Raw genomic sequence first — 26522 nt, forward strand, 5'->3', positions numbered from 1 at the left:
CACGGTGATTCGGCCTGCCGCCCGGCTGGAAGTCAGCTGTGGTATGTAACCTGCTGTGACGCGCGAGCCGTCGCAAGATGGGCGGCGATCTCACGGGCCAGGGGCGTGGCGGCGAGGCGGATGGCGCGCAGCGGGCCGTTGGGCGGGATGCCGTAGCCGATCGCAAACATTCCGTCGCCGAGGTGGGCGGCGAATCCGCCGTGTGGCTTTCCGCGTTCGTCAAGGGCGCCGAGGTGGCCCAGCAAACCCTTGAGATCCGTGCTGAAACCGGTGGCAGCGATGATTACACCCGGCGATACGGTGCTGCCGTCGGCGAGGTTCACACTGTCGGCTTCGACCGCCTCCACCGCGGGAACGACCTCGACGCGACCGGCTCGAACCGCGGCGATGAGCTCATCGGCCAGGGTGGGAATGCGGCCGGTCTGTTCGACTGTCGCCTTCAGCCCGAGCGGCGGCCGGTTGAAGCCGTAGGCCGACAGGTCACCCCACATCACGCGCTCCAAGAGCCCGATGATCGGATCGACGGCGCTCGCGGGCGCCCAGGCGAAGAGCTCAAGGAAGATGTCGGAGGGAAACCCTGCGATAGCGCGGCGCACCAGATGTGGCGGTGTGCGCACGGCAAGCCAGATCCGGCGCGCACCGTTGTTGGCGAGCTGCACGGCGATGTCGGCGGCCGAATTGCCGGCGCCGACCACGAGGACGTCGCGGTCGCGAAACGGGTATGCGTTTCTGAAGTCGTCGGAATGGAGGAGCTCTCCGGTGAACTGATATAGGCCCGGCCATGCGGGGGTGGTGGGGGTGCGGTAGTTGCCGGTGGCCAGGATGACTGCCCGCGTTCGGATCTCGCCCGAAGAGGTCGCGAGTCGCCAGCCGCTTTGGGTGCGGTCGACACCGATGACCTCACAGCCCAGCTCAAGCGAGATGTTCTGCCGCCGCACGTAGTCGTCGAAGTAGCGAACCATGTCGTCGCGGGTTGGCCAACGTCCGGCGGTCCACGGAATCCGCTGCCCGGGAAGATGTGACAAGCTCCCGGTGGTGTTCAGGCGGAAGTTGTCGTAACGGGTACGCCACGACATGGCAGGTGCGGCTGCACGGTCGATCACGAGCGTCTCGATACCGTGCCGATGCTCGAGCTCACGTGCAACAGCGAGACCCGCTGGACCCGCGCCGATGACAGCAGCGTCGAGCATGTCATGGACCTGCGTCGTCATAGGAATCTTTCTGTTCCAGGTGCCCAAGTAGGGTGAGCGCAGTGCGCACACCGTCGCGCAACCGCGCGGTCTGGCGAAGCGGTGCGTCATGGTCGGCCGCGACGTCGACATGCGGGCAGCTCAAGTATCTCGCGAGCGCCCGCTGCAGCCCAGGCGGCATCCGCCGGTCAGCGGTCAACACGATGACGGCGCAGGGTATTGGTGGCGCCGAGGTGTTGCGCACGTCGAATTGCGCCAATTGCCTTGCCGCGTGCCACAGTTGTCCCGGCCGGACGGCGGCGGCTCGCGCGGCAGTCACGATTTCATGGCCGCGTGCGCCCGCGGCGTGTGCGAGTGGTTCGCGGCGACCAACCGCTGCACAGAGTGCGCCCACGGCAGCGGCCGCGGTTAGCCCAGTCCTGAGGTAACGGTCGTTCCAGCACGCCCCTGCACCGGCGAGCACCAGACCGGCGAAGCTGCCCGAGTCGCGCTGTGCGGTGTACAAGGCCGTGGCCGCCCCGAGGGAAAGGCCGACCAGAACCGGTTTCTCGGGCCCGATCAGCTCGGCGGCGGCGTGCACCGTCGCCCTGGCGCTCTCCCACGTAAACGAGGTCCCGCAGGCGGAGCCATGCCCAGGCAGGTCTGGTGTGGCGACTCGATAGCCATCTCCCCGAAGGGATTCCGCTAGCGGTACCCATGACATTGCGCCCGTCGAGCCCAACGGATGCAGCAGCACCAGCGGTGCAGCCGAGGGCAGCGCACCTGCAATCGATTTTGACAGACTCACTCCCCGCACCTATTGCTCAAACAAAGCGGTATGACTGCGTCGTCACCGATCTCCCCCACTAACACGAGGTGGAACCGCGCGTGGTTCAACTGGTCAACGCGGGATCACCCCCGCGGGTGAATTCACGCACCCGACCGACGTAGGGACTGCATTTCGCGCAGGCGTAGCTGCGCAGCCGTATCGGTGGCCGGGATGGGGGTGAATATCACCACCTGCAAACGCTGATCGCCCGACGGCGCCAGGTTGTGTTGCTCCACGTGAAGGTCGCCGACCTTCGGGTGCCGGAACAGGCGCTCACGAGAGGGCAGGGCTTCGATGCGGTGGCCTTCCCACGCGGTCCGAAATGCTTCGCTCGTCTGGAGAAGCCGACTGACGAGGTCGGCGAACGGCGGCTCGCCAAGCCGGGTGCCGGCCTCAGCCCGAAACGACGCGACGTTGTACATGCCGGTGGATTCCCAGTCCGGCATCAGCGCGCGCAGGTAGGGGTCGGTGAAAAGCAGCCATAGGAAGTTGCGGTCCGCCGCGGCGACTGTTGCCACGTTCGGGTACAGGGCGGCGTATGCGGCATTCCATGCCAATATGTGCCAGTCGGGGGCGATCGCTAAGGCCGGGCAGTCCGCGAGCGCATCGAGCAGCCGCTGCACGTGAGCGGGGGCGGAGCTGGGACTCGGGTTTTCGGCGGGAGGTGGCGCGCTGTACCCGGACAACGCCAATAGGTGGATGTGTTCGGCGTGGGACAACCGCAGGGTCCGTGCGAGCGAATCGACGACTTGCCGCGACGGGGTCACGTCGCGCCCCTGTTCGAGCCACGTGTACCAGGTGACACTGACACCCGCCAGGTAGGCCACTTCCTCACGACGCAGCCCGGACCTCATTCGGCCGGCGATTGGGGGCAGCCCGAAGTCGGCGCGTACGAGCTGATTTCGGCGGCTTCTAAGGAATTGGCCCATGGCAGTGCTGTGCTTCATTGTGGCGCTTCAGCGGTTTCCGTCGGACGCTGGTGTGACCTGCCATGCCGGGCTCGTCGATGCGGCGAACTCGGGCGAACTCAGTGTCATGTGTCCTCGCTCCGAGCTCATATCTGTTTGAACCCAACTGCTGGTGTCCCGTCGCTACCTCCACATTTGCTTGTCTGCCAGAACTTTTCGCCCTGGCTGGCACCCAACATTGCATCCCCGCTAGCTGGCATCGGTGCCTGACTCTCGGAGCTATCTGGGGCTCTTTGGCCTGATCGACGGCATACCGGAGTGCGCGGGATGCGCCGACACACAGGCTAGTAGCGCCACTACTAGCGTGGTCGCTACCTGCACTTGGCTGCTCGCGAATGCCATCGTGGTGTTAGGAATCGTCACCTTCCGGGCTGCCTAGCGTATTACTGCGCGGCCTCCGCCGCAGAAGGTGTAGTCGATGACCGCGGCCGACCCCGTCTGGCCGAACGCTGAACTGTCGCAGCCGTTTAGCTGACCGGACGTCGTACCAACGCATCGGAATGAGTGGAGGACATGATGGCGAGCACGGAAACAGAGATTACTGCAGCCGATTTCGCCGGCTGCAGCAATCTCACGGTGAGATCTGAGCGCAAGCTCCGGCACGACCGCGCAGCGGCGAAGACCGAGAAGGATCGCGAGGCCGCCACCGTCAAGGGACTCTACGACGGGCACGCCGCCGCTTTGTGGTGTTACGCCTGTCGGTTGACCGGTGACCCGGCCCGCGCTCAGGATGTCGTGCAGGAGACGCTGCTGCGCGCATGGCAGCACCCGGAGGTTGCCAACGACACCGAGCGGTCGGCACGTTCGTGGCTATTCACCGTCGCCCGAAACATGATCATCGACGAAAGTCGCAGTCTACGGTCCCGTCGCGAGGTGAGTGCGCTGAACAGCTCGGGTACACCTGAGCGCACCTGCCCAGACAATGTGAATGCAACGCTGGACCGAGTGCTGGTCGGTGAAGCGCTGGCGCGGCTGACGCCGGATCACCGCACCGTGGTTAGACGCGCGTACCTTCAGGGTTGGACGACGGCCCAGATCGCCGCGGACCTCCGGATTGCCGATGGAACTGTGAAGTCGAGGCTGCACTACGCACTACGAGCACTGCGGCTCGTACTACGCGAAATGGGTTACACCTCATACCTTTCGGACACCGGGAAAACCTCTTGGCTAACGGAGTAGCGGTCGTCACCAACGCGGTACGGTCGACGGCCGTTCACTTCATCGATGGCGATGCGGAGACGCGGACTACCCCGGCTATAGCTGGGCGCACGGTTGATCGTGAGTCGTGTTCCCGGCCAACGTGGTTGGCGTGGGGTTGAGTGTTGTTTGGGTAGCGGAGCGGGGTGCTTAGCCGGACCAGCCCGGGGGTGTGGGGGGTTGGGTGAGTGGGAGTTCAGCGTCGATGGTGGTGCCGGCGCCGGGGGGGCTGTGCAGCCACAGCCGCCCGCCCAGGGCTTGTATCCGGTCGTTGAGCCCGACCAACCCGGAGCCACCGTGGGGGTCCGCGCCGCCGCGGCCGTCATCGACCACCACCACCCGCAGCACCGCATCACCGGATTCCCCAGTGTCGGTGTCGATGTGGAGGTGGACCTCGATGGTGTCGGCGTGGGCGTGTTTGGCGGTGTTGGTCAGCGCCTCGGCCACCAAATAGTAGGCCGCGATCTGGACGGGTTGGGGCAGCGTAGCCGTCAGCGCGATGTCCAGGTCCACCGGCACCGGGCAGCGGCGCGCCAACTGCGCCAGCGCGGCGGGCAGTCCGCCCTTGGCCAGAATCGCCGGCGGGATGCCGCGCGAGATCTCCTGCAACTCCACCGACACCTCGGCCAATCCCGACACGATGCGCGACAGTTGATCTTTGAGCTCGCCCAGTTCGGCCGGCGCGCAGGCTTCGGCGGCCAGCGCGGACAGCGTCAGGGTGACCAGATGCTGCTGGACCCCGTCATGCACATCGCGTTCGATGCGCCGGCGCTCACGATCGGCGGCCCGATGCAACCGTTGGGAGGCCTCGGCCAGCAGCTGTCGTTTCTCCTCGTCGCGATACCCCGCCACCACCGCAGCGGCGGCCAGCTCAGCGAAACGGGTGATGCGCACCTCGGTGTCGGCGGACATGGCACCACACGTGGAACCGACGGCCGCGAGTCCCCGCACCCGGCCATCGACGACGATTGGCACCCCGACAGCCGCGCGCACGCCCACCGCACGCACTTGCGCCGCCAGGGCCCCGGCGACGTCCTCGTAGCTGTCCATCCGCGCCGGACGACCAGTGCGCAGCACCATTGACGCCAAAGTGTTGCCTTCCATCGGAGTTCGGGTGCCCACTGGCCATTGAGCTACCGCCTCAGGATCCGCAGCGGCGGCCACGACCGTCATGTCGCCGTCTGCCTCGAAGCGCCACAATCCAGCGGTCTCGGCGGGCACGCATCGTCGCATCTCCTCGGCCACCGCGCCAAACACGCCCGCAGGTTCTACACCCTGCGCGACCAACACGGCGAGGCGACGCAATGCCGCCTGTTCGGCGATGAGCCGGCGATACTCGGCGCACAGATGACCACTGAAGATGCACTCATCGGAACGCCCTTCAGCTCGCTGTTCGACAATGGGGAGTTCATCAACGCGGTCGCTCATGGATCACTCCGGCCCTTAGTGTTGGGTCGCCCGCAACGAGCCATCGCTTCCTGCAACGCGATATCTCCGCGGTACGAAGGGACGCCGAAGACCGCTACAGCCCGCGATCTCCAGCTGTCGTCTGACTAATCGAGTTACTCGCCAAGCGCATCGTCGTGTGACCGGCGCGCGTTGATCACGCAGGACGGCGTTTCTTCGCTACCTCTTCTGCCTGCCCCGGTATGACGCCTTCCGCGCGCAAGCCGTCAATCTCCTTTGCGCCGAACCCGATTTCGGTCAACACCTCTTCGTTGTGTTCACCGATTTCATTAGCGCGCCTGGCCGCGATCTTGGTGACGCCATGGACTTGTATCGGACTGCTGACTGTCAATTTCAGATTATCTCCGGCGCCATCGAGTGGAACGATGATGTCATTCAACCGCAGTTGCGGATCGGCGATGGCTTCCTGCGGATCCCGTACGGCGCCAAACGTGACGTGGACACCGCTGAAGACTTCGTGCCAATGCGGCATCGGTTGCGAACCGAAGATCTCATCGAGAATGCCGGTCAGCTGTGGCATGTTCTCTGCCAGCTTAGCCGGCTCGGAGAACCGCGGATCGGTGAGGAGATCCTCACGGCCAATTGCTTTGGCCACCGCGGGCAGCTTGTCCGGCGTGATGATCAGAACGAACCAGGCGCCGTCAGACGCGCGGTACACGTTCAAAGCCGCGTTGGCCGGGTGGCTTCGGTCGTGCAGCCCATAGAACTTCGCTTCGTTCAGTGCGGCCTGGATGAAAACGCTTGCCGACCAGACACCTTGGGCGAGCAGCGACGTCGTGACGTAGGACCCTTTGCCGGTGCGCTCACGACGATAAAGCGCTGTGACAATCGCGGCAAACAGCCCCATCGCGGTCGCATTGTCACCGCTACCAGCTGCCGGCCACGTCGGCGGGTTGCCAGCGTCGCGCGTCATGGACAACAACCCGCTACGCGCCCAGTAGGCCGTGATGTCGAACCCTGGAAGGTCAGCGTCGGGGCCGTGTTCGCCATAGCCCGTCAGATCGGCATAGATCAGACTCGGATTCCACTGCGCGACATCGTCGTATTCGAGTTTCAACCGCTTGCGCGCGGGATGCGGCGTGTTGACAATGAAAACGTCGGCCCACTTGACCAGCCGCTCCAGAACCAGCTGTGCGCCGGGAGATTTCAAATCAAGCGCGATGCCGCGCTTGTTGCGATTGGCCATGTGGTAGGTATACGGGTCGTTCGACTGCGGCTGGGGCGGCAGCTTATGCCCAATTCTCCACATGTCGCCAGACGGCGGCTCCACTTTGACCACGTCGGCACCAAAGTCGGACAAGATCACGGCGGCGGCGGGACCCGCGATGAAGCTCGCGAAATCGACGACCTTCAAACCGGAGAAGATGTTGTCATTTGGCATAAGTCTTTCCTTCGTTGTTGTGGTGGTGATTGGCACAGGTTGGTGCCGTTAATACGGGAGGTGTTTGCAGCTGCACTTCCCGCTGACTTCGGTGTATGGCTCAGAAGATCTCCGCGGCATGCGGTCTCGTCAGCACGGTCGCGGATTCGATCGATCGTGCCCAGGTCGACGGACCGGAACGGGTTATCTCCGCCATCGATTGATCCCTTCCGACATGTTGGTTGCGCGTGGTTCCCACACTCGCTGCCAGGGCCATCCGATGTCGTGATCGCTGACGCCCATCTCCGCTGCATATCGGTGAAGTAGGTTTGCTTGCCAGCCGGAATCTGTGGTGCCCGGCCAGCTGTAAACCAGCAGCTGAGGCTGGATGCACTGGTTACAACCACGCCTGGATAGTCGTAGGGTGTGGCAATGGCTGGTGTAGGACTCCCAGAAGGCTCAACGAGGGCGGCGCCGTCGGCGGGCGCGGGGCGGCGAAGTCAACGGCAGCGACGGAGTCAGGCCGAAGAGGCGTTGCTGGAGGCCGCCACGCGGTTGTTCGCACGCCGCGGCATCGACCGAACCTCTCTTGCCGACATCTCCCGGGATGCCGGCTACAGCCCCCGCCTGATCACCCACCACTTCGGCTCGAAGGCTGCGCTGGCCGACCGCTTGCTTCGGCGTAATCTGCATGAATTCCTTTTCGTCGCCGAAGCCACTGACGGTGGAAACGAGCTCGACGCCTTGGTCGGTGCAGTCGACGCGTACTTCGTGTGGATAAGCCGAAACGAGGAGAGGGCGCGCGCCTATTTCGTACTGTGCAGCTCCGGCCTGACTGCGGACGCGGAACTTCGTCCGGTGGTCGTCGGCATCGATGCCACCTTTCGAACAGGAATCCAGAGCATCGTGCGGGCCGGACAGCGCAGCGCGACAATCAAGTCCAACGTAGATCCCGAAGGTGTGGCGACCGCGCTGGTAGGCATGCTGCGCGGAATTGGTAGTCAATTCCTGGTGAATCCGGACTGTGTCGACCTCGTCGCCGCGCACAGGGTGTGCAAGCAGTTCATTTGGCACACGCTGGTGCCGCGCCCGGCGTCTGGACCGGGCGTCCCGCCCCAATAGCCAGCGCGTTTGACACGTTCGCAACCGAGAAGTCCGGTTGCATCCTTTTCGGGCAAGCGATTCAGATCAGTGAGCATGTGGAATGCATACGCGCCCACCGTGATAAACCTACCGACACGATTCGGCCTCGTCGGTTACCGCCGCCGCGAACTGTCAAGAGGCGCTGTGCATCTCTGTGACAGCGGCCGACTCGCGTGCGGATAACGCAGCACTTATGCGCTCGATGACCTCGCTGCTTCGCAGCATCCCGAGGTGGCCGACGCCGGTTACCCTCATCGTTTCCGCCTGGGCGTGGTTCGGCACCGACCGCAGGCCCGGCACGATGATGTCGAGCGCTGCCGTCACTGCCAGCCACCGCACACCGTCAGGCATCGGCGCGGATGCGAGCCGCTGCAACAGTTGCGAACCCGGACGGAGCGCCCGCACGATTTCCCCGAACGGAAGCAGGTCCGCCAAGGGTGACCCGCCGAACGGCGAACCCAGGGTAACCACCGTATCGACCAGCCCGTCGAGTCCACCGTCTGCGATTGCCTGCGCGATGACGACCCCGCCCAGACTATGTCCGACCAGATGCACCTTGGCTGCACCGGTCCGAGACAGGATCTCCCCCACCTCGGCGACAAGCTCGTCAGCGAGCCGCGCCACGGACACTCCGAACGGCGCATAGGCCACTGCGTACACACTCAGGCCTCGCGCACTTAGGGTTTGGGCCACCACCGACCAGCTTGACCTGGTGCCGCCGAAGCCGTGGACGAGCAGCACAGGACATGTCCACGGTGCGGTGCACGGCTGCATCTGCGGCGAAAGACTGCTTGCTCGCTCCAAGCCGCCGCCGACTAGGCATCGTGATGTATTGGCAGCAGCCGACATCATCATCGCCACCTCGGTCGCCTGCACCAGGGCGGCACGCGCCGCAGTCTCAACCACCGCGCGAGCGCCGACAAGTACGCGCATGGCCGCCATCAGCTCTGCGCGCCTCGACGAGCCGTGCACCGGTTCGTCTTGCTGCCTGCTCGTCGGCTGCGGTTTGGACATCTCCCACCCTCTTTCGCGATCCATGCCCCTTCGAGGGTGGCGGGTTGGGCGGCCGCTGTCCTCAGCGCCAGCGGTCATCTGGTATGACGGCAGACACGTGACCCCACCTACGTGGTGGCCCGCAGCCAACACTCGTATCCATTTCGGCCGCTGTGCGTCACAGTCGCTCTAACCTCCATGGGCACAACGTATTTCGCACTGTAACGCGTGGCCCCAGTGCAGTCCGGCTGGACTGGTCGACTGCGCATACCCAGGACAAGCCAAATGCCGGCCGGCCTATCGGGCACGTTCCGGTATGCGATTCACACCATTTCCGCCGTCTCACCGACACCTCGGACTGACGGATAGCCGGGGGGTGTTGGGAGGGTCAACCGTCATGACACCTTCGTGTAACACCGCGAAACTTGAAGTCCTACCGAGGTACAGAAGGTTCGCAATAACCATGTTGACTGAGCGGAAGCGGGTAATCCTATGAGCGGCTACCGGGTTGGCTACATCGTGGGCAGCCTTTCGACCAAGTCGATCAATCGCTTGCTGGCCAAGGCGCTGATCAGATTGGCGCCACAGAATCTGACATTCGTGGAGATCCCGATACGGGACCTTCCGTTGTATAACTACGACTTCGACACCGATTACCCCCCGCAGGGCCGGGCACTCAAGGATGCGATCGCGGCGGTGGATGCGGTGCTGTTTGTGACCCCTGAGTACAACCGAGGTATCCCCGGTGGCTTGAAGAACGCTATCGACTGGGCCAGCCGCCCATACGGGACGAACTCATTGACAGATAAGCCCTCAGCAGTGATCGGCACCTCGCCGGGCAAGATCGGAACCGCTGTCGGCCAGCAGAATCTGCAAAATGTGCTCAGCTTCTGCAACTCGCCATCGATGAAGGCGCCCGAAGGCTACCTCCAGTTCACGCCCGGCTTGATCACCGAGGACGGCGCGGTCACCGACAAAGGAACCGAGCAGTTCTTACGCGAATTCATCGAAGCGTTCGGGGTATTCGTGTCCCGTGCTCACACGGTGCTGACGCCTGACAGTCAAGCGAGCTGACCACGCAGGACCATCTCGACCCGGGTGTCGCGGTCCGGCTGATGCCAGATCGGCGTGTTAATGCCCTTGGCGCGCAAGGGAACCGGCCAGCGCGCTATTGACACTCGACGGGGATACTGAACGCTTCTTGCCCCGCAACAAGATTACCGGGCACCCGGGTGGGAAATTTAGAGGTCAGCCCTGGCGACATCGGCTTGCGAATGCACGAGTGTTGAATGCCATGAATGTGTTCTCGAATGGAGCGGACATCAAGGTACTGGCGTTGGTCGGCAACCGGACAGGGACCGTACACCGGCAGCTGCTGAAGCTGCCAGTCCAGATGGCGGCGAACGGAATCAAGCTGATGGTCGGTGAACTTGGCTGCATCCCGATCTACCGCGAGGACATCGATAGCGCCGAGTTGCCGGACTCGGTTGCCGCCCTGCGGGCCGCCGCTGCCGAGGCCCACGCGGTGCTGATCGTATCGTCGGTGTACGGCACCCGCAGCGCTGCATTGCGCAATGCTATCGACTGGCTGACCCAGCCTGGTACCGGCGAACTGCAGGATAAGCCAGTTGCGGTGGTTGGCGGCGCAGTCGGCGGATTCGTTGGGGTGTGGTCACATCCTACGGGCCGCAACGCTTCGCATGTCATCGAGAAGATCGCAGTCGCTGACCTTGGGGAACTGGTATGTCGGCTCGCAGCCGAAGTTTCCAGAGTTCCAATCGTTTTCGAAGCTGCCGACTCGGCGGCCGGCTGAACCGACGAAGTTCCGGCTATCGGGCTACACCCCGCCCTTCCCCGCGTGTGGGCAACGCGTCACCCACGCGGCCGGTACGCCGCCGGCCGTTACCGGCTTCCGCTTGGGTGGGCGAGCGCACCAACCCGAGACTGGCCTCGATGATCTCCGATGCGTCCAACCACGCAGCGGCAGCGGCGTCGTGTTTATTGCGCCCCATGGTCACAACAGCTACGCGGTAGTCAGTAGTGAGGTTGGTCGCTAGCGGTGACGACAACACCGCCGCGAGCAGCGATCGTTGTATTGGCGGCCCTGTGCCTGGCCGATTGGAGCGCCGGTGGCGGCGCCATCGGTCCACCCTCAAACAGCAGATAGGAGCATGATGTTCAAGCAACTGATAGTGCTGGGTCTCTTGTCCGGCAAGATCTACCGGGTCGATATTCCGGGCGGTCACGTGGAGAAGCTATGCGAAAAGGCGGGACCGGAACCGGACGGTGTGGTCGTGGAGAACGGCATCGTCTACTGGACCACGATGGGCGTGCCCACGCCTGACCCAACCGCCGACGATGGCTACGACTTCTCGGCCCGCAACGGCGGCTTGCATGCGGTGGGGCTCGACGGTTCGGGCGCCCACGATGTGGTCCCGACCGGGGCGATCACCACCGGCAAGCAGTTGACGTCCGACGGTGCCGGGACGCTGTACTGGGGCGACCGGGAGGGCTGCCGGGTGAGCCGGGTCCGCGTCGACGGCACCGGCCTGACCGACCTGGTAGTGAATACCCCCGACGACACTTGGCTGCAGGAGTGCGTGGGCGTCGCGGTAGACCCCGCCCGCGGCCACCTGTACTGGACGCAGAAGGGGCCGGCGAACGGCGGTAAGGGCAGGATCTTCCGCGCCGGCCTCGAGATTCCGGCCGGCCAGACAGCCGCTAACCGTACGGACATCGAGGTGCTGTGGGACGGTCTTCCGGAGCCGATCGATCTGGAAATCAAGGGCGACTGGGTGTATTGGACCGACCGCGGAGACCCGCCGGCCGGTAACACGCTCAACCGCGCGCCGATCCCCGCTGCCGGGGCCACCGGTGCCGCGCCGGAGATCCTCGCCGACGGTTTCGAGGAAGCCATCGGCATGGCCGTGGACTGCGACGCCGGCGTGGCGTATGTCGGGGACCTCGGCGGGCACATCCACGCAGTTCCGATCTCTGAGGCGGCGGTTGGTTTCGACGGTCCCCGCGTGTTCGTCGATTTGGGCGAGAAACTTTCCGGGCTGGCCGGGCTGACTGACGAGGCGAGCTGAGGCACGATGTCGTACGCGCATACCTTCGCCGACATCAGGAATCGTCCCGTGGCGGTGATCGGGGCGGGGACCCTGGGCCGGCGCATCGCGCTGATGTTCGCGTCCCGCGGCGGGACGGTGCGGATGCACGACCCAAGCGCCCAGCAGGTAACGGCCGCAGTCGAATACGTGGCTCAGGCTCTGCCGGAGGTGGTGGACAAGCGGGGGTCTGGCGACGTGGGTGTCGTCAAACCCGCGGCATCCGTCACCGAGGCGCTCGACGACGCCTGGCTCGTCGTCGAGGCGGTCCCGGAAAAACTGGAGATAAAAATTCCGCTCTGGGGGCAGATTGATGACGCTGCTCCGGCGGACACCATCTTCGCCACCAACTCATCGTCGTATCCGTCACGGCTGATGACCGACGAGGTTCGGGACAAGTCTCGCCTCTGCAACGTGCACTTCTACATGCCGCCGGAGTCCAACGCCGTGGATCTGATGTCTGACGGCCAAACCGACCGGGATGCGCTCGACACCCTGCTCACCGTGCTGCCCGAATTCGACATCCATCCCTTTGAAGCACGACGTGAAAGTGTCGGATTCATCTTCAACCGTATCTGGGCAGCCATCAAACGCGAGTCGCTGGCCGTAGTCGCCGAAGGTGTGGCCCGCCCGCAGGACGTCGACGCAATGTTCAAGCTCAACTGGCACATGCCCGTTGGGCCTTTCCAGATGATGGACCAGGTGGGCCTGGACGTGGTCCTCGACATCGAAAACCACTACGCCGAAGACAACCCACACCTACCCACTGGGCCGCGGGAGCTGCTGCACACCTACGTCGACGTCGGCAAGCTCGGTGTGAAGACCGGAGAAGGCTTCTACAAGCACCCCACACTCTGAAACGAAACGTAACGATGGCAGTGGCGAATCCCTCTCCCGCGACGCCTTTTTCGTCGTAGACGTAGTAAATACCCTGGCGGGCATGACCTTTGGGCTCCACTACAAGATCCGAGGAAAGCCAACCATCGGCAATAGTTGTGATGGGCAAGTCCGCCCTGGCTGCGTGTGCAGCGTGTGTCCTGGCTACGGCGGTTATTCGTCTTCGTTGACGTGCGGTGGCCCTCCTGCACCCCGCCTCCCGAATCTCTACCAGTATTCGTCCTCTACAGAGGACGAGCTGTCCATGTGTCGAATGCACAAGGTCGGTCGCCGAATTCGTCGCTCGGCTACGTAGGCTCGCGCGGCTGAAATGACTGCGCGCGATAAACCAGTGTTCTTCGTTGCATGGCAGATCGATAGCCGTAGCTACTCTCTGCCCTTACCCGAAGCGTGCAGCCAAATAGACAACCCGACAGTACCTGCAGGCCATAACAATTGGTAATTCGAGCGCAGGCATTGTTGGTGGCCAGCGTTACCGACATCGGTTTGATTGGCCATTAAATTTGGGATCGTCAACCGGCCGTCCGTCAGGAGGGCCTACGCCATTGAATCTGGCTACGGTGCGCCGTTTGCTGTGACGGCCACCGCGGCCCCGAAGGAAAGACAGCGAGGAAAATCATGAGAGTAACGAACCGCCGAGCGGCCGGCGTGGCCGCCGCAGCGTTGGTGGCGACAGCCTCTATCAGTGCACCGACGGCGTCGGCGTGGTGGCCCTTCGATGGCCAAGGTCCCACCGTCGGGAAGTTCGGCAGCCAGGGAACACTGGTGGATGCGGGTGGCGCGGTCGTGCAGGGTTGGACGGTCACCAATCTGCGGCCGAGCAGCGACGTCATCCCGTTTCCAGTGCAAGGCCGGCTATGGGAGGCATCCGCTACCGACACGGCCATCAGGGGCACTGTCACGCCCATCATTCCCGACATGAACTCCCGTGCGGCCAACGGGGACAACTATCGGGTTATCTGGAACGTCGCGCTGGAGAAGGGCGTAAACCCGTCGACGCTGGCCCAGGGTGGCAGCACGACCGGCAAGCTGTACTTCGACGTGACGGCAACCGACCCCAACAGCGTCGTGTACAACGACGGAGTTCAAGACCTTCTCATCTGGGTCAAGTAGAACCCCGCCGTCCGGCGAGATAGGACCAGGCCGCCCCGTGCGAGAAGCCGAACTGCTAACCTTCTTCAGCACGGGGCGTTTGGGTGCTTCACCCGTACATCTGCTGTGGCTTAAATACAGTGTTGCATCTAGCTTTACGTCTCCCAATGCGGTGACCGCGCTTGGGTGCCTTCGCCGATGCTCGGCAAGCCCCAGCCATGTCGGGTCGTGTGCGACGCCGCACCTGGCGTCATGATGTGACCCCAGCATGCGGCCGTCATGACGCGGTCAGCGAAATCGTCGATGTCACCGCATGGCAAGTAGGGTCGCGATACAAGAAGAGATGCGGCCCCGTGCGCTGCGGCCCACAGCTCGAGGGCGATAGCCGCGGGATCGCCTTGCGGGTAGGTGCCTTCGGTCATCAGCTTTTGGACCTCGGTGCACAGGTATGCAAAAACGCAACTCGTCAAGGCTCTGTCGACGTCGTTGCCGGGTCGGCCTCTGCCCATGAGGGCGATGCGATACAGCTCGGGGTTGTCCACAGCCCACCGCACATAGGCCCGCCCTTGGGCGCTTAACCCCTCAATTGCCGACGCGTGCCCGGTGGCGGCCCGCAGCATCACTTCGCCGAGGCGTTCCAGTTGTCTGGCGCACACGGCGTTTAATAACTCGTCTTTGGCCGGGAAGTGCAGATAGACCGACGGAGGGGTGACCCTCACGCGTTGGGCCACCGACCGGATGGAGACCGCTTTCTCGCTGCCTGTTTGTAGGAGCAGATCAGTCGCGGCATCGAGGATCTCTTCTCTCAGTTGATCGCCCGCGCCGCGCCGTGCTCGTTGCCGTCGACCACGGCGAGCCGCCGCGTGTCCTTTCTCTACCACTATCAGATCTCGTCGAGTTGCTGAGGCAGTTCGAGACTGCGATCGATCATCAAGACGATCCTCGTCGCGATCCAGATCACCAGTCGCGCACGGATATTACGCATATTCGTCCGCCCGGTTGTCGGGTCGTCGTAAAGCCACGATGGTCGGCGGCCCCGCGTCCTCAGTCAGCGGACGGGTGGCTATCGGATCATCTCGCAACGAAAGCGCCATCAGTGACGATTCCGGTCGACGGTCATCCGAATTGTCCGATCACGTTTACCACCATGATCGTTCGGGGAGCCCCGTGTCGCCGTTGCTAACCCCTAACAGTACTGCCTAAACCCCTCAACTACCCTCCGGGCCGCAGGAAGGCGGAAGTACCGGCTAACCGGCAATGCCCGCGGGCGGAAGGGTGCCGACACAGCGCTGCTTTCTTCGCGCGCCCGTCTTGAGTGCCAACCAGGCGAGCCGCAGTCACGCTGGCCAGACAACTTAATGCGTTTATAGGCAGCCATATTGGGCAGTAGCGCCGACGACACGTGCTCAGTTGAACAGCGAACCTAGGAGCATGACCACAGCGGCGTGCGTCCTAAACCCGCACTCGGCCAATGCAATTAATGCTTTTGCTCATGAAGGGAATCGGTGGCGAAGATGAATCACGACTTCTGCATTTCTGCCGTGCTTGGACGCGATGGCTCAGTTAGTGGGTATGCCAGCGGCGGAGTCCAATCATGACCGCTACCGTTGGCGATGCGACCGATGGGAAGCTGTGTCTGCGCTTTGAACGCGACGTAACTCCATTGATCCCCGGGCTTTACCAGCGAGCGCTGCGGATCACGAATAGTCGCGCAGACGCGGAGGACCTTATACAGGAGACTATGTTCAAGGCGTACAGGGCGTTTCGCACGTTCCACGAGGGCAGTTACCTGAACGCATGGCTACACCGGATTATGACCAACACCCATATCAACGGCTACCGCGCCAAGCAGCGGCAACCGGCCCTGTATCCGATCGACCAATTCACCGAGGTGCAGCTGGCTGTCGCGGCTCAACGGTCCCCGACGGGCCGGCGATCGGCGGAGGACCAGCTACTGGAGCTGCTGCCCGATGAGGACATCAGATCGGCAATGCAGGCCCTTCCCGACAAGTTCCGTACCGCGGTCTATTACGCCGATGTCGTGGGTTACGGTTGCAGCCAGATCGCCGACCTCACCGATGCGCCTCTGGGAACGGTGATGTCCCGGCTGCACCGAGGTCGACGGCAACTGCGCCGCCGACTGGCCGACCTCGCCAGGGAGCGAGGATTCGACGTGGCCGAGGAAACCCACGACACGACCGTGTAAAGTCGCCGCCATTTCGTGTTCGGATGCCCCCGACAGCGGTGACTGCTGCCTTGATGTGCAGGCATGATCACACCATCTGTAGGTTCACGGGTGTGCATCCCGCAGTGGTCAAACGCCTTGCGGCGCTGTCATCATGACGACGCACGCCGCTCGGATTGGCCGGACCATGACGGCGCCTGCTTGCCGACCTGCGCTACGACAAGATCGGCGATGGCTCTCAGCCCGGCGGCGTTGGGTTGAAATGGGGATAGCCGACCAGGCAGCGGCACAGCGCCTTTCGTCGTCCATGGATCCGGCGACCAGGCGTGATGACTACGGCTTGCCGCACCCGCTCTGACGATCTCACATCCCGTTTCCGCCGCAGCTTCGGCGGTGTGGCGTTCGAGAGTTTCGGCGACGTGGCGACCCAGGTCGACGTCGGATCGCGACAGCGGTGGCGCGTCGAAGCCGCGGTCGGGCAAGAGCGTTAGACAGTCGATGAAGAATATGCGGGCCTGTGGCGCCAATCGCCGAAGCATGCTTCCGACCTCGATGAGTGCTTCAGCCACCATGGCCAGCGCCCGGTTGCGGGCACGATAGTCGTGCAGGTCCCGCAACCGGTCGCCGATGATCGGCATGCTGCGCACGGCATGCGGGAAGTATGCGGAGGTCAACAGCTGCATGTAGCCCACATCATTGTGGCCGATTGTCACCGTTACCAATGATTCGGACCCGTTGAGCACCGTTGTCTGCGGCGGTGTGCCGTTCTGCTTTTCGTACAGCACATGGGCCGTTGTCGCACCGGCGTAAGTCACGTCCACCAGATCAAGGCTGAGCGATTCTGCCAACAGGTGGGGGTAATTGCGTGCCGAACGAAACGCCAGGAATGGCGAGCCGGTGACGCGGGGCGCAATGCCGGGTCCAGCCGCCATCGCGCTTCCGAGTGCGACGTAGCGACCGGTCATGATGCCCCCTCGCGCGAAATGCGTCTCTTCGTGGTAATTCCAGAATCGCGCGCTATCTCCGCCGTGTCATGACGGATGACACCCAGCTTTGTTGCCCACCAACAGGTATTGACTCCTGGCGCCGGTCATTTGGCGGCGAAGAAACGGCCGAACGCGGCCTGTGCCTCCGTTGACCCTAATCGCTCGATGAAGTGATCCGCCTCGGTGTCGATGGCCCGCGCGACAGCCTCTCGATGCGGTTGCCGAAGCAGCATTTTCGCCAGCCGCACCGATTCGGGCGGCGCTGCGGCCAGCGCGCGGGCTCGGTCCAGTGCGGCGTCCAAGGCGCCGCCATCATCGACGACGGCGTTGACCAGCCCGGCGTCGGCGGCGGTCTGGGCATCGAATTTCTCCGACAGCATCAGCAGTTCGCTCGCACGTTTGAGTCCTGCAACCTGGGGAAGCAAGTAACTCGAACCACCCTCCGGGCAGAGCCCCAAATCGACGAAAGGCAGCCGGAACTGAGTACTTCTACCGGCGAATGCCAGGTCAAAATGCAGCAGCATCGTCGAACCGACGCCAACCGCGAATCCCTCGACGGCGGCGACGAGTGGCTTGGCGACGCCAACCAACGTGTGCAGGAAAACAGCGGCGTCCTCGCCGGGACCCGATCCCTGGGGTTGCTGAAAGTCCGAAAGGTCGTTGCCACTGGTGAACACGTTGCCGGCGCCGGTGAGCACACAGCAGCGAACATTGGGATCGTGATCGGCGTCGTCAATCGCGACGGTCAACGCGCGGTAGGTCGCGAAGTCGATGGCATTGCGGCGCTTCGGCCGATCGATGGTCAGCAGTCGCACGCCGTCCGAGGGTTCGTCGATCCGAATGGTCACGTCATGTTCCTAACTTGGTGCTGGAATCGGCATCTGTCCTGGCTTCACCGTAGAACTCGGCGCTCTCCGTGCCATGGCGGCTGACCGGGAAAGCTACTGCGCCAAGGTGCAGCGAGATTTGGCGGTAGCAGCAACGCCACTGCCGCCGCGGGCCGCACATGTGAAACCACCCGCGTGCTGTCGACGAACAAAGTCGGCATCCCGGCGAGGGTGGACCTGACTTGAATGCATCAGTACGCTTGCGGACGGCACGTTGTCTTGACCGCGCACTGGGCGGCCCGCCCACGGTGTAGGTTGTGCTGGCACCCATGCCCACTGCTGCCAACTGCAATTTGGCATACCGGTCAGCGGTAAAACTCCTCTCTGATGGCTGTATTGACAGCTGTCAGGGGTGCAAGATGGCTCCACCGCGTTTGTGCGCAAGTCGAAGGAGCCGTCATGCATGTCGAAACGACCAACCCCCGGGACACCACCGGAAAATCGAACGTGCGAGCGCTGCGCGTTGTCGTGGCCGAGGACGAAGTGCTGCTCCGCGAGGGGTTGTGCAGCTTGCTCGTGCGTTCAGGTTTCGACGTTGTTGGCCGGGCGGGCAGCAAACCGGAACTGCTATCGCAGGTGAATGCGCTCAAACCCGACGTCGTGGTTGTTGACATCCGGATGCCGCCGACTGAAACGACGGAGGGCCTCGATGCGGCTCGGATCATCCGCGATGAGCTGCCCAAGACCGGCATCCTGGTGCTCTCGGCGCACGTCGACGTAGACCGTGCGATGGAATTGATGGCCAATGGATCCGGGATGGGCTATCTGCTCAAGAGCCGCGTCGCCGACGTCAGCGATTTCATCGATGCTCTCGAGCGGATCGCCAAGGGTGCCTCGGTCGTGGATCCATCATTGGTGAGGCAGCTGGTAAACCGGCGTCAACATGAAGACCCGCTCGAAGCGTTGAGCCCGCGCGAACAGCAGGTTCTTGCTTTGATGGCCGAGGGTCGTTCGAACGCCGGTATCGCGCGCCGGCTCTGGCTCGCTGAAGCCACCGTCGAGAAGCACATCCGCAACATTTTGACCAAGCTGGAACTACCGTTAGCTGACGACGACCACCGCCGGGTTTGTGCGGTAATCACCTACCTCAAAGCCGGCTGAGACTGCCATGGCATGTCGCCGCTGGCGATGGATGGCGAATCAAATGCGTTGTTCGAGTCGACGTTTCCCGGCGAAGATCCCCGATCCGCCAACGATTGTCGCTGGTCCGGGCACCAGACGATGTGCCGGATGAATGCCACTGGCGTCCGCCTTGCGCCCTCGGTGCTCGGTGAATCGGGACGCATTCAGGCTGACCAAGTTTTGAGTTCTTCCGTAATATCCTGTTCCGCAATGCATTTGAGCCGAGCCGGGGTTACGGGCGACGCAGCCCGGCGGAAACGCACAGGCTGAGATAGTCAATGGCAGGTGCAGGTTCGACCGCATATGACCCCGAAAGCCCTGGCACGCCATCGAGGAGGCCGACTAAATATCACGACGCCTCGTGAGCATGCCACCCTACGTCCAGGTTCAGCTGCAGTGCTGCCTTGACCGCCGCGTTGATCAGTATGTGAGCGTAACTGGGAAACGAGATCGCAACGCGGGCAAGATCATCGACTCGGCGCATTCCCGCTGCAAGCGCGACGGACGCGACCTGCACAATGTCAACAGCTCGCTCGCCAACGACGTGGCAGCCCAATATCTCCGTCGTCTTGCGGTCGACAATCAGCTTGCAAAATCCGAAGGTTTGCCCGTCAATAATAGCTCGCGTGACGGTGCCGAAATCCACGACCGCTGTTACGACGTCGTGAGATTCGCGCGCCTTCCTTTCCGTAAGACCCACCGACGCATATTCGGGATCTGTGAAGCTGCCAGCTGGAATCACGTGGTCGGATACCGGCAATACCGAGTCCTGCAAGGCATTGGTAGCGGCGACGAAGCCGTCCCGAAGCCCCTCCGACGCGAGCATGACACGTCCCGTCACATCGCCGGCGGCGAAAATATGAGGCACCGTCGTCTGTAGATACCCGTTCACCTTCAAAAAGCCACGCTCCGTGACGTCGACGCCGGCAGCTGCCAGGTTCAGCGTCTGGGTGTCGGCCGCCCAGCCGACCGCCACGACGGCAAGTGTCGCCTCGACCGTATGACGCTGATCGTCTTTACTGAACGTCATCCGCACACCGTTGGGTGTTTTTTCGAAAGACTCGATGGCGCCGAACTTCTCGTGCACCTCGATGCCCCCCTGCCGGAAGGCGTCTGCTACTGCGGCCGCGACATCGTCGTCCTCGGTTGGCAGGATATGAGGGGTCGCTTCAAACAGGTCGATATGTGAACCGAAGGTGTTGAAGATCGAGGCCACTTGAGCCCCCGTCGCCCCAGCGCCAACGATTATGATCGACGGTGGGACACTGGTCAATCCCCACGCGTCACTGTGGGTGCTTGTACATTCGAAGCCCGGGATTGGAAGGCTTTTACTCACCCCGCCGGTGCAGAGGATAATCTTATCACCCTGAAGATGCAGCCCCGTCTCAGTAACGATCGTGTGTGAGTCGACAAAGCTCGCGCGCCCGGCGTTTTCGTAGACAGTCGCTCCGCGTGACTCAATTTGCTTCGGCAAGGACGAGACCGTACGAACGTCGGTGACAACTTCACCGACTCGTTCAAGCATCCGCGAGTAATCCAGTACGGGTTCATCAATCGTCACACCGTAGCGACCCAATTGTCGCGCGTCGCGCATGAGCCGTGCGGTATGCGCCAGCGTGCGTACAGGAACTGGCCCATCGTTGGCGGCCATACCGCCGAAGTCGTTCTGCGTGACCAAAGCCGTAGAAGCACCTAGTTCAACAGCTCGGGCCGCGGCCATCGCGCCCGCCGGCCCCGCGCCTATAACAACGACATCCACTTTAGACGACATTACTTCTCCACTCCTTTAGTGATTGTTATGCGTTGGGTGTCGCCGACCTGCCGGTACTCGCACAGCTGTCCATCGAGATGGCGCCGGCGGTTGTCTTCCAGTTGGGTCGGGCGATCGTCGACTATCGGCAATCCTTCTTAGTGAGACCGTGTGATGCGGACATTTACGCCGAGCATCGCCATCGCTGAGTTTCTCCGCGTTGTGCTGAATTGCTCGGTCGCTTCCACCTTCGCGGCCAAACGACTGATTGTCGTTGGTGCTGGCAACCAACACCGCTGCATCTGGGCGGACCAACTTCTGCCTGCCAGCCGGAATCTGTCGTGCTCGAGAACATTTCAGAAGGATTCCGTCCTGGATCGGACACACCGCTGGCTTGTACCAGTGAGCCCGGCTAGCCCGGTATGCGTCGCCACGCCGCACCATTAGCGTGGAAAGCATGGTCTCCCAAGTGGTACTCGTCGTGCTTGACGAATATTACGCCGTTATGAATCGCCACGACATCGGCGGGATCGCAGACGTTGTCACTGATGATGTGATCGTTCACGACGACCTCTTCGTCGACCACATCATCCGTGGCTCAGGTGAATTCAGGGCGGCGTTCGAAGACCTTTGGAAAGCAGTGCCCGATCTGAGATTCACGGAGATGCATGATCCATTTCTGGCCGACGGCGCGCCGCGATGCGCTGTGCACGGCCGGATGACCGGAACGCTCGTGAGCGAGTTTTCGACCTTTGGTTGGACCCGCGTCGGCGGTTCCGTCGATGTCGAATACATGGCCGTGTACGAAGTCGCGGTCGATCGGATCTCCTACATCCGGCTGTGCCTAAATCCCACCATCGCGGCGGCTCAAGTCGGCGATCCCGAGCTAAAAACGCGCCAAATCAACGCGGCCTGAACGCCACTCAGGCCGACGGCGGGAAATCCCGCCGTCGCGAAGTGGCACTGAGTATCGGTCGATGTGGCGGGATCCCGGCACAAGCGGCGAACGAGGCTACGGTAGGACGCCTATGTGCTCGAGCAATGAGCCATAGCCATTGCTTCGCAGGCTAATTCGCAACTCCATACTCGGCGGATTAGCGGTGAGCCATTTGCTCAGCACTGGCTTTTGTTGCCCGACGGGAACATCATGGATGCCCAGCATACGAAGCAGCGCCACGGCGCTCTGTGGGTGGTGTGACCGCAAATGGACAGTCCGGTCGGTCGGGACGCGATTGGCCAGTCCCCCAGCTTGCCCAACGTTCGGCGGTAGTTCGTTGGCGCGGCGCGCGAGTTGGTCGGCGTCGATGATTACCACGCTTTTGCCCTCCACGCGGATCAAGCGGCGGCGGGCGAAAACGGCCAGCACCTTGTTGACCGTTTCGCGAGACGACCCGGTCAGTCCGGCGATCTCGTCCTGCGTCAGGTCGTGGACGACCCGGAGCCTGCCGCGTTCCCGCACGCCGAACTGCCGCCCCAGCCGCAGCAACTGCTTGGCGACCCGTCCCGGCACGTCGGTGAACATGTAGTCGGTGAAGTCGTTGCTTGTATGCCGCAGTCGCGCAGCCATTTCCGCCAGCAGCTGCCCGGCGATGTCGGGGCGTTTCTCGATCCAGGCATGCAACGTATCGCGATCCATCGACACCGCTCGCACTTCGGTAACGGCGGTAGCGTTGACGTCATACGCGGCTGGGTCAAAGATCGACAACTCACCGAGCATTTCCGCCGGGCCCAAGACGCTCAGCAAGTTCTCCCGACCATCTGGCGAGTAGCGCCCTATCTTGACCTTCCCCGAGAGGATGATATACAGGCAGCGGGCTGGCTCGCCCTCAGCGAAGATGACCTCAGCACGGGGGAAATGTATGGGCCGCAGTTGCTTTCGGAACGCAGCCATTGCGTCGGGTTCAACTCCCCGAAAGATGGGTGCCCGGGCCAGGATCTTATCGTCGGCTTCGCTTCGCGCGCCCCAGCCGACGATGTCACCGTCGCGGTACTCGCGGATGGTTGGGCGTAGCTGCGGTCGAGGACAGATGGCACAGGACCCACCTGGCAGCATCCCACTGAAGTCGGTCGCCTCCGGACTAACGGTCATTCGAATCTCCGATCACGCGGGTCACATCGTTTTGCACCAATCCCTTGCATACGACTGTGCACTAGACACGATGGCGTTTCGGCCAGCCATTGTCGCCCCGGCTAACCCCCCACAGCGCTGAGTGCCAGCGTTAATCGGTGTTACGGGCTAGCGCGTAATGTCCTGACTATTCATGCTGAGCAGGGCAGAGTGGTTCTGGCAACAACGTTGCTTCTGCGTGCTTCTGTGCAGCTAGCAGTAGTCCGTGCTGACCGAGTCCCATCCCTGCTGGCCGCCAGCGTTGGCTGCACATCAGAAGTCCCGTTACACGCCGCGACGCCACTGCGCACCAAAGGGGAACCGGGTCCGACAACGCCGACCAGGGACATCGGTTGTCCAACAATCTCTTCCATGCGGGCCAGCAGGCACAGCTGGCTGCTCGCGCGCGTAGTCGGTGATGGCGTCAGCAGGGCAGACATCACGTTTCTGGCCCGCAATGCTTGGAGTCAGTGACGAAACAGCGCATTTCATGCCCGGAGGCATCTCTTGATGGAGCACTGTGGCCAAGACCTCTGCACGTTCAACAAGGCACTAACGCCGCCCGGAGTTGATGTGGGAGCCGCACTCAGCTCGGAAACCGGACGTCACGGCACCGCCGACCCACTCACCATAGTGATGAAAGCCGCTGTGTTGCTGTACGAAAACGGACAGTCGACGATTATGACGCTGATCGCGGTTGACCGGCTGAACCAGGGCCTCGGCATCCGCAGCATGCTCATCCCGTCGTCGGCTTCACTGCTGTTGATCGGCGACGACACGCCGGCATCGATGCGGGTGGCGGCAGCCGCTCCAGTCGCGGTCAATATGCGCCGAATCTCCTCCGCTATGCGGACCATCGATCGTGCAAAGAACGGGCTGGTCGGCCTCGATGCGGTTGACCACGAGCTGAACGCGGCAGCGAGCGAGAAGTTCTCGAACACATGGGTGTTCACGCTTGCATGTGCACTCGGTGCCGGAGCGCTGGCCGTGGCCTTTGGCGCCACCAACCCGTGGGTGGTGTCCCTGGCCGTGGTGAGCGCCGCGGCCGGCGGGTTGATACGTCGCGGGCTAGGTCACTTCGGATTCGGTTTGCTTCCGCAGGCGTTCGCGGCCGCGACGCTGGCCGGGCTCATCGGTGCACTCTCCGTGCATCTGCACCTGGGCGGTACAACGGAATTGATTGCTGTATGCGCGGGGATGGTCCTGGTGCCGGGGCCGCACATCCTCAACGGCGCGCTGGATCTGCTGTCGCTGAGGATCACACTGGGTATCGCCCGCCTGGGCTACGCCAGTCTCGTGCTTGCTGCAATTGCTGCCGGGCTGATTCTAGGGTTGCACGCGGCAAGGCAGACATTGTCGGTGTCTGCCGCGGTCGCGTACGTTCCGCTATCCGTCGATGTGTTGGCCGCCGGTGTCGCGTCTGCGTGCTTCGCCGTCTACTTTTCCATGCCCTACCGCCTGATCGGCTGGCCAGTCGCCGCTGGAATGCTTGCGCACGCGGCACATTGGTGGCTGATGACTTCGTGGGGAATGAATCTGGCGGCGGCTGCATTTGCGGCGTGTCTTCTGGTCGGCACGCTGCTGGTCGCCGTCGCTCACTGGTTGCGGATGACGCTCGCTGTAGCCATAGGCTTCGCCTCGGTGGTTTCATTCATGCCGGGCTCTTACCTATTCCGCATGCTCAGCGGCCTCATTCAGCTGCCCGGCAACGCTTCGCCCAACTTGTTGGCTGCGACGGCGTCAAACGGAGCGGTCGCAATGCTGGTGGTTGTCGGCATGGCGGTCGGGCTGACGCTACCGATGTATCTCCGCGACACCGTGTTGGCCGTGGGTGCGCATCGCTCGTAACCTCGCGAGCGGGCGGACTCCGTTCGTGCACCAAATTTCCGTGGCGCTCAACGTCTCTATTGTTTTGAGAATCCATTGTTCGACAGCAAATGTCGTCAGAATCGGACGGACGTCGTTGTTGCAGCTGGCACGTATATCTACTGCCCTTGGTCTGCGCACTTATGGGCGCCAGCGTTGACGACGGCGACTGGCGCGAGCGACATGCTTTGCTTCTTATGGATATTCCACCGCTGCCAGCAGTCGAGCCGGATGTTTCGCACAGCCCTCTGGTTAAGGGCTCGCGCGTTCATGTTTCGGACGCCAGCCCGCGCGGGTTCTGTGGGCGGGTGACAGCGGTTCACCCGGGCGCGTTGACGGTGGAGCGCGACGACCGCGACGCATGGGAACTCGTGCTCCTATCGCGGAGGCACGTTGTGGCGTTGACCGGTGAGCGCGGCAATCCGCCCGCTGCGGGAGACCAACCGCCCGTCGGCACATTTTGGCAGGGCGTGGGAGCCGACGCGATTCTCAACGAGGAGCACTTTCAATGACTGAAGTAACGGCGGCGTCCCCTAGCAGTCGTGGCGTCGAACCCCTTGAACCCCTTAGGCATTCCCGCTCGGCTGGGCTCGGTGTGCAAGGCTCGACCGAGCACGTGTTGTTCCGCTACGACCCCCGAAACGTTCCCTCTATCACTTTTTATTCGTTGCCGCACCCGTGTGCCGGCGGCGCGCAGACTCTCGACGGTGCGCGCAAGATGTATCGCTCGATGATGTCTGGCTTGTTGGGCGTGACGCGGCACGAACTGCCGCCAGTGGTGGAGCACTTGGAGGCAGCTGTCGCTGATATGTGGGTGCGCACGGAGATGGGTGCGGTGCACCGCGACCCACTCAACGATCGGATGTTGCTGCAAACGCTGCTGTCGACGGGCCCGTCTCAGGACGCGATACGGGCGGACCTACAGCGTGCGGCAACGGATCAAGGATCCGCGCCCGTCGTCGTCATCCTCGAACCCTACGACGCCGTCGGGACTGTGCTGGACCAGATGCGGGGCGCAGATACCGTGCTGGTTGTTCATGTCGATACGACAAACGTTCTCGGATGGGTGACCATCTACGGGCCCAATGCCGAGGGGGCCGACGATATCGAGGGTGTCCCCGCCGATACCGGTCTGCGGACAACGCCGATCACATTCTTGACCGATACGTGCTTCACTAGCGACCGGCGAGCCGTTCGGCTGCAGATGTGCCATGAAACGAACTCCCTTTCGGGCATAAGGCGCTAGCGGTGATCGCCATGTCGCGGGGCAAGATCGGAACCGCGATCGGCAAGCCTCGTCTGCGAAATGGTTCAGCGCCACTGGATCTTGACGTTGCGCAGCCACGGACATAATGCCGCGATCTCGCCGAAGTGATGCGATTACGACGCTAAGGTTG

Annotated in this window: 23 protein-coding genes and 1 pseudogene; 13 read left to right on the top strand and 11 right to left on the bottom strand. The window is 62.9% G+C overall.

The features are described 5' to 3' along the window. Positions 1 to 32: 32 nt before the first annotated feature. From MYCSM_RS20855 to MYCSM_RS20865, 3 genes are all read right to left on the bottom strand, one after another. Positions 33 to 1211, bottom strand: a complete 1179-nt coding sequence (locus MYCSM_RS20855; protein ID WP_157681372.1) for a flavin-containing monooxygenase — start codon at positions 1209 to 1211, stop codon at positions 33 to 35. Beyond that, positions 1192 to 1977 carry an alpha/beta fold hydrolase gene (locus MYCSM_RS20860; protein WP_083906317.1) on the bottom strand — a complete coding sequence of 262 codons (786 nt, stop codon included), beginning with the start codon at positions 1975 to 1977 and terminating at the stop codon, positions 1192 to 1194. The genes MYCSM_RS20855 and MYCSM_RS20860 overlap by 20 nt, the downstream gene beginning before the upstream one ends. A gap of 122 nt (positions 1978 to 2099) precedes the next feature. Then, positions 2100 to 2945 (bottom strand): helix-turn-helix transcriptional regulator, encoded by an 846-nt coding sequence (locus MYCSM_RS20865; protein ID WP_015308151.1) that lies wholly within the window; start codon positions 2943 to 2945, stop codon positions 2100 to 2102. 537 nt (positions 2946 to 3482) lie between these two features. Between MYCSM_RS20865 and MYCSM_RS20870 the strand changes: the two genes are divergently transcribed. Beyond that, positions 3483 to 4145 (top strand): sigma-70 family RNA polymerase sigma factor, encoded by a 663-nt coding sequence (locus tag MYCSM_RS20870; protein ID WP_015308152.1) that lies wholly within the window; start codon positions 3483 to 3485, stop codon positions 4143 to 4145. Positions 4146 to 4313: 168 nt separating this feature from the next. Here MYCSM_RS20870 and MYCSM_RS20875 read toward each other — a convergent pair whose 3' ends face one another. Continuing rightward, positions 4314 to 5591: a GAF domain-containing sensor histidine kinase gene (locus tag MYCSM_RS20875; RefSeq protein WP_015308153.1), complete on the bottom strand. Its 1278-nt coding sequence runs from the start codon at positions 5589 to 5591 to the stop codon at positions 4314 to 4316. A 175-nt stretch (positions 5592 to 5766) separates the two neighbouring features. Continuing rightward, positions 5767 to 7011 (bottom strand): CaiB/BaiF CoA transferase family protein, encoded by a 1245-nt coding sequence (locus tag MYCSM_RS20880; RefSeq protein WP_015308154.1) that lies wholly within the window; start codon positions 7009 to 7011, stop codon positions 5767 to 5769. Between the two features lie 411 nt (positions 7012 to 7422). Between MYCSM_RS20880 and MYCSM_RS20885 the strand changes: the two genes are divergently transcribed. Then, positions 7423 to 8112, top strand: coding sequence for a TetR/AcrR family transcriptional regulator (locus MYCSM_RS20885; RefSeq protein ID WP_015308155.1), 690 nt, complete (start codon positions 7423 to 7425; stop codon positions 8110 to 8112). Between the two features lie 153 nt (positions 8113 to 8265). Here the strand turns inward: MYCSM_RS20885 and MYCSM_RS35320 are convergent, their stop codons facing one another. After that, positions 8266 to 9147, bottom strand: coding sequence for an esterase/lipase family protein (locus tag MYCSM_RS35320; protein ID WP_015308156.1), 882 nt, complete (start codon positions 9145 to 9147; stop codon positions 8266 to 8268). Positions 9148 to 9618: 471 nt separating this feature from the next. Here MYCSM_RS35320 and MYCSM_RS20895 point away from each other — a divergent pair, with 471 nt between their 5' ends. The 5 genes from MYCSM_RS20895 (at position 9619) to MYCSM_RS20915 (ending at position 14243) form a co-directional block, all read left to right on the top strand. Then, positions 9619 to 10200 carry an NADPH-dependent FMN reductase gene (locus tag MYCSM_RS20895; RefSeq protein WP_015308157.1) on the top strand — a complete coding sequence of 194 codons (582 nt, stop codon included), beginning with the start codon at positions 9619 to 9621 and terminating at the stop codon, positions 10198 to 10200. Positions 10201 to 10420: 220 nt separating this feature from the next. Continuing rightward, complete coding sequence (locus MYCSM_RS20900) at positions 10421 to 10939, top strand: NAD(P)H-dependent oxidoreductase (RefSeq protein ID WP_015308158.1); 519 nt, start codon at positions 10421 to 10423, stop codon at positions 10937 to 10939. A 358-nt stretch (positions 10940 to 11297) separates the two neighbouring features. Beyond that, positions 11298 to 12215, top strand: a complete 918-nt coding sequence (locus tag MYCSM_RS20905; protein ID WP_335337495.1) for a hypothetical protein — start codon at positions 11298 to 11300, stop codon at positions 12213 to 12215. A gap of 6 nt (positions 12216 to 12221) precedes the next feature. Further along, positions 12222 to 13091: a 3-hydroxyacyl-CoA dehydrogenase family protein gene (locus MYCSM_RS20910; RefSeq protein WP_015308160.1), complete on the top strand. Its 870-nt coding sequence runs from the start codon at positions 12222 to 12224 to the stop codon at positions 13089 to 13091. A 657-nt stretch (positions 13092 to 13748) separates the two neighbouring features. Continuing rightward, the gene (locus tag MYCSM_RS20915) at positions 13749 to 14243 is read left to right on the top strand and encodes an MPT63 family protein (protein WP_015308161.1); all 495 of its coding nucleotides are present in this window, start codon (positions 13749 to 13751) and stop codon (positions 14241 to 14243) included. A gap of 134 nt (positions 14244 to 14377) precedes the next feature. On the opposite strand, the gene MYCSM_RS20920 is transcribed toward MYCSM_RS20915, so the two are convergent. Beyond that, complete coding sequence (locus MYCSM_RS20920; RefSeq protein ID WP_015308162.1) at positions 14378 to 15103, bottom strand: TetR/AcrR family transcriptional regulator; 726 nt, start codon at positions 15101 to 15103, stop codon at positions 14378 to 14380. A 713-nt stretch (positions 15104 to 15816) separates the two neighbouring features. On the opposite strand from MYCSM_RS20920, the gene MYCSM_RS20925 reads away from it, so the two are divergent. Beyond that, entirely contained in the window at positions 15817 to 16428 is a 612-nt protein-coding gene (locus tag MYCSM_RS20925; protein ID WP_015308164.1) for a sigma-70 family RNA polymerase sigma factor, read from the top strand. Positions 16429 to 16559: 131 nt separating this feature from the next. On the opposite strand, the gene MYCSM_RS20930 is transcribed toward MYCSM_RS20925, so the two are convergent. Together MYCSM_RS20930 and MYCSM_RS20935 are read right to left on the bottom strand one after the other, a co-directional pair. Beyond that, a complete protein-coding gene (locus MYCSM_RS20930; RefSeq protein ID WP_015308165.1) occupies positions 16560 to 17372 on the bottom strand; it encodes an SGNH/GDSL hydrolase family protein in 813 nt (270 codons plus the stop codon). A gap of 125 nt (positions 17373 to 17497) precedes the next feature. Continuing rightward, a complete protein-coding gene (locus MYCSM_RS20935; protein ID WP_015308166.1) occupies positions 17498 to 18241 on the bottom strand; it encodes an enoyl-CoA hydratase-related protein in 744 nt (247 codons plus the stop codon). A 438-nt stretch (positions 18242 to 18679) separates the two neighbouring features. Here MYCSM_RS20935 and MYCSM_RS20940 point away from each other — a divergent pair, with 438 nt between their 5' ends. Further along, positions 18680 to 19381, top strand: coding sequence for a response regulator (locus MYCSM_RS20940; RefSeq protein ID WP_015308167.1), 702 nt, complete (start codon positions 18680 to 18682; stop codon positions 19379 to 19381). Positions 19382 to 19751: 370 nt separating this feature from the next. On the opposite strand, the gene MYCSM_RS20945 is transcribed toward MYCSM_RS20940, so the two are convergent. Then, the gene (locus MYCSM_RS20945) at positions 19752 to 21173 is read right to left on the bottom strand and encodes a dihydrolipoyl dehydrogenase family protein (protein ID WP_015308168.1); all 1422 of its coding nucleotides are present in this window, start codon (positions 21171 to 21173) and stop codon (positions 19752 to 19754) included. 436 nt (positions 21174 to 21609) lie between these two features. On the opposite strand from MYCSM_RS20945, the gene MYCSM_RS20950 reads away from it, so the two are divergent. After that, positions 21610 to 22068 (top strand): nuclear transport factor 2 family protein, encoded by a 459-nt coding sequence (locus tag MYCSM_RS20950; protein ID WP_015308169.1) that lies wholly within the window; start codon positions 21610 to 21612, stop codon positions 22066 to 22068. 360 nt (positions 22069 to 22428) lie between these two features. Here MYCSM_RS20950 and MYCSM_RS38345 read toward each other — a convergent pair. Further along, a pseudogene (locus MYCSM_RS38345) lies at positions 22429 to 23043 on the bottom strand (Crp/Fnr family transcriptional regulator); the annotation flags it as partial. Between the two features lie 852 nt (positions 23044 to 23895). Here MYCSM_RS38345 and MYCSM_RS20960 point away from each other — a divergent pair. The 3 genes from MYCSM_RS20960 to MYCSM_RS20970 all read left to right on the top strand — a co-directional run bounded on the left by MYCSM_RS20960 (position 23896) and on the right by MYCSM_RS20970 (position 26371). After that, positions 23896 to 25107, top strand: a complete 1212-nt coding sequence (locus MYCSM_RS20960) for a threonine/serine exporter family protein (RefSeq protein ID WP_257720718.1) — start codon at positions 23896 to 23898, stop codon at positions 25105 to 25107. 326 nt (positions 25108 to 25433) lie between these two features. Then, complete coding sequence (locus MYCSM_RS20965; protein WP_041312499.1) at positions 25434 to 25637, top strand: hypothetical protein; 204 nt, start codon at positions 25434 to 25436, stop codon at positions 25635 to 25637. After that, entirely contained in the window at positions 25634 to 26371 is a 738-nt protein-coding gene (locus MYCSM_RS20970; protein WP_015308173.1) for a hypothetical protein, read from the top strand. Before MYCSM_RS20965 ends, MYCSM_RS20970 begins: the two co-directional genes overlap by 4 nt. The last annotated feature ends 151 nt before the right edge of the window (positions 26372 to 26522 follow it).

The sequence above is a fragment of the Mycobacterium sp. JS623 genome, assembly GCF_000328565.1.
Taxonomy (GTDB): domain Bacteria; phylum Actinomycetota; class Actinomycetes; order Mycobacteriales; family Mycobacteriaceae; genus Mycobacterium.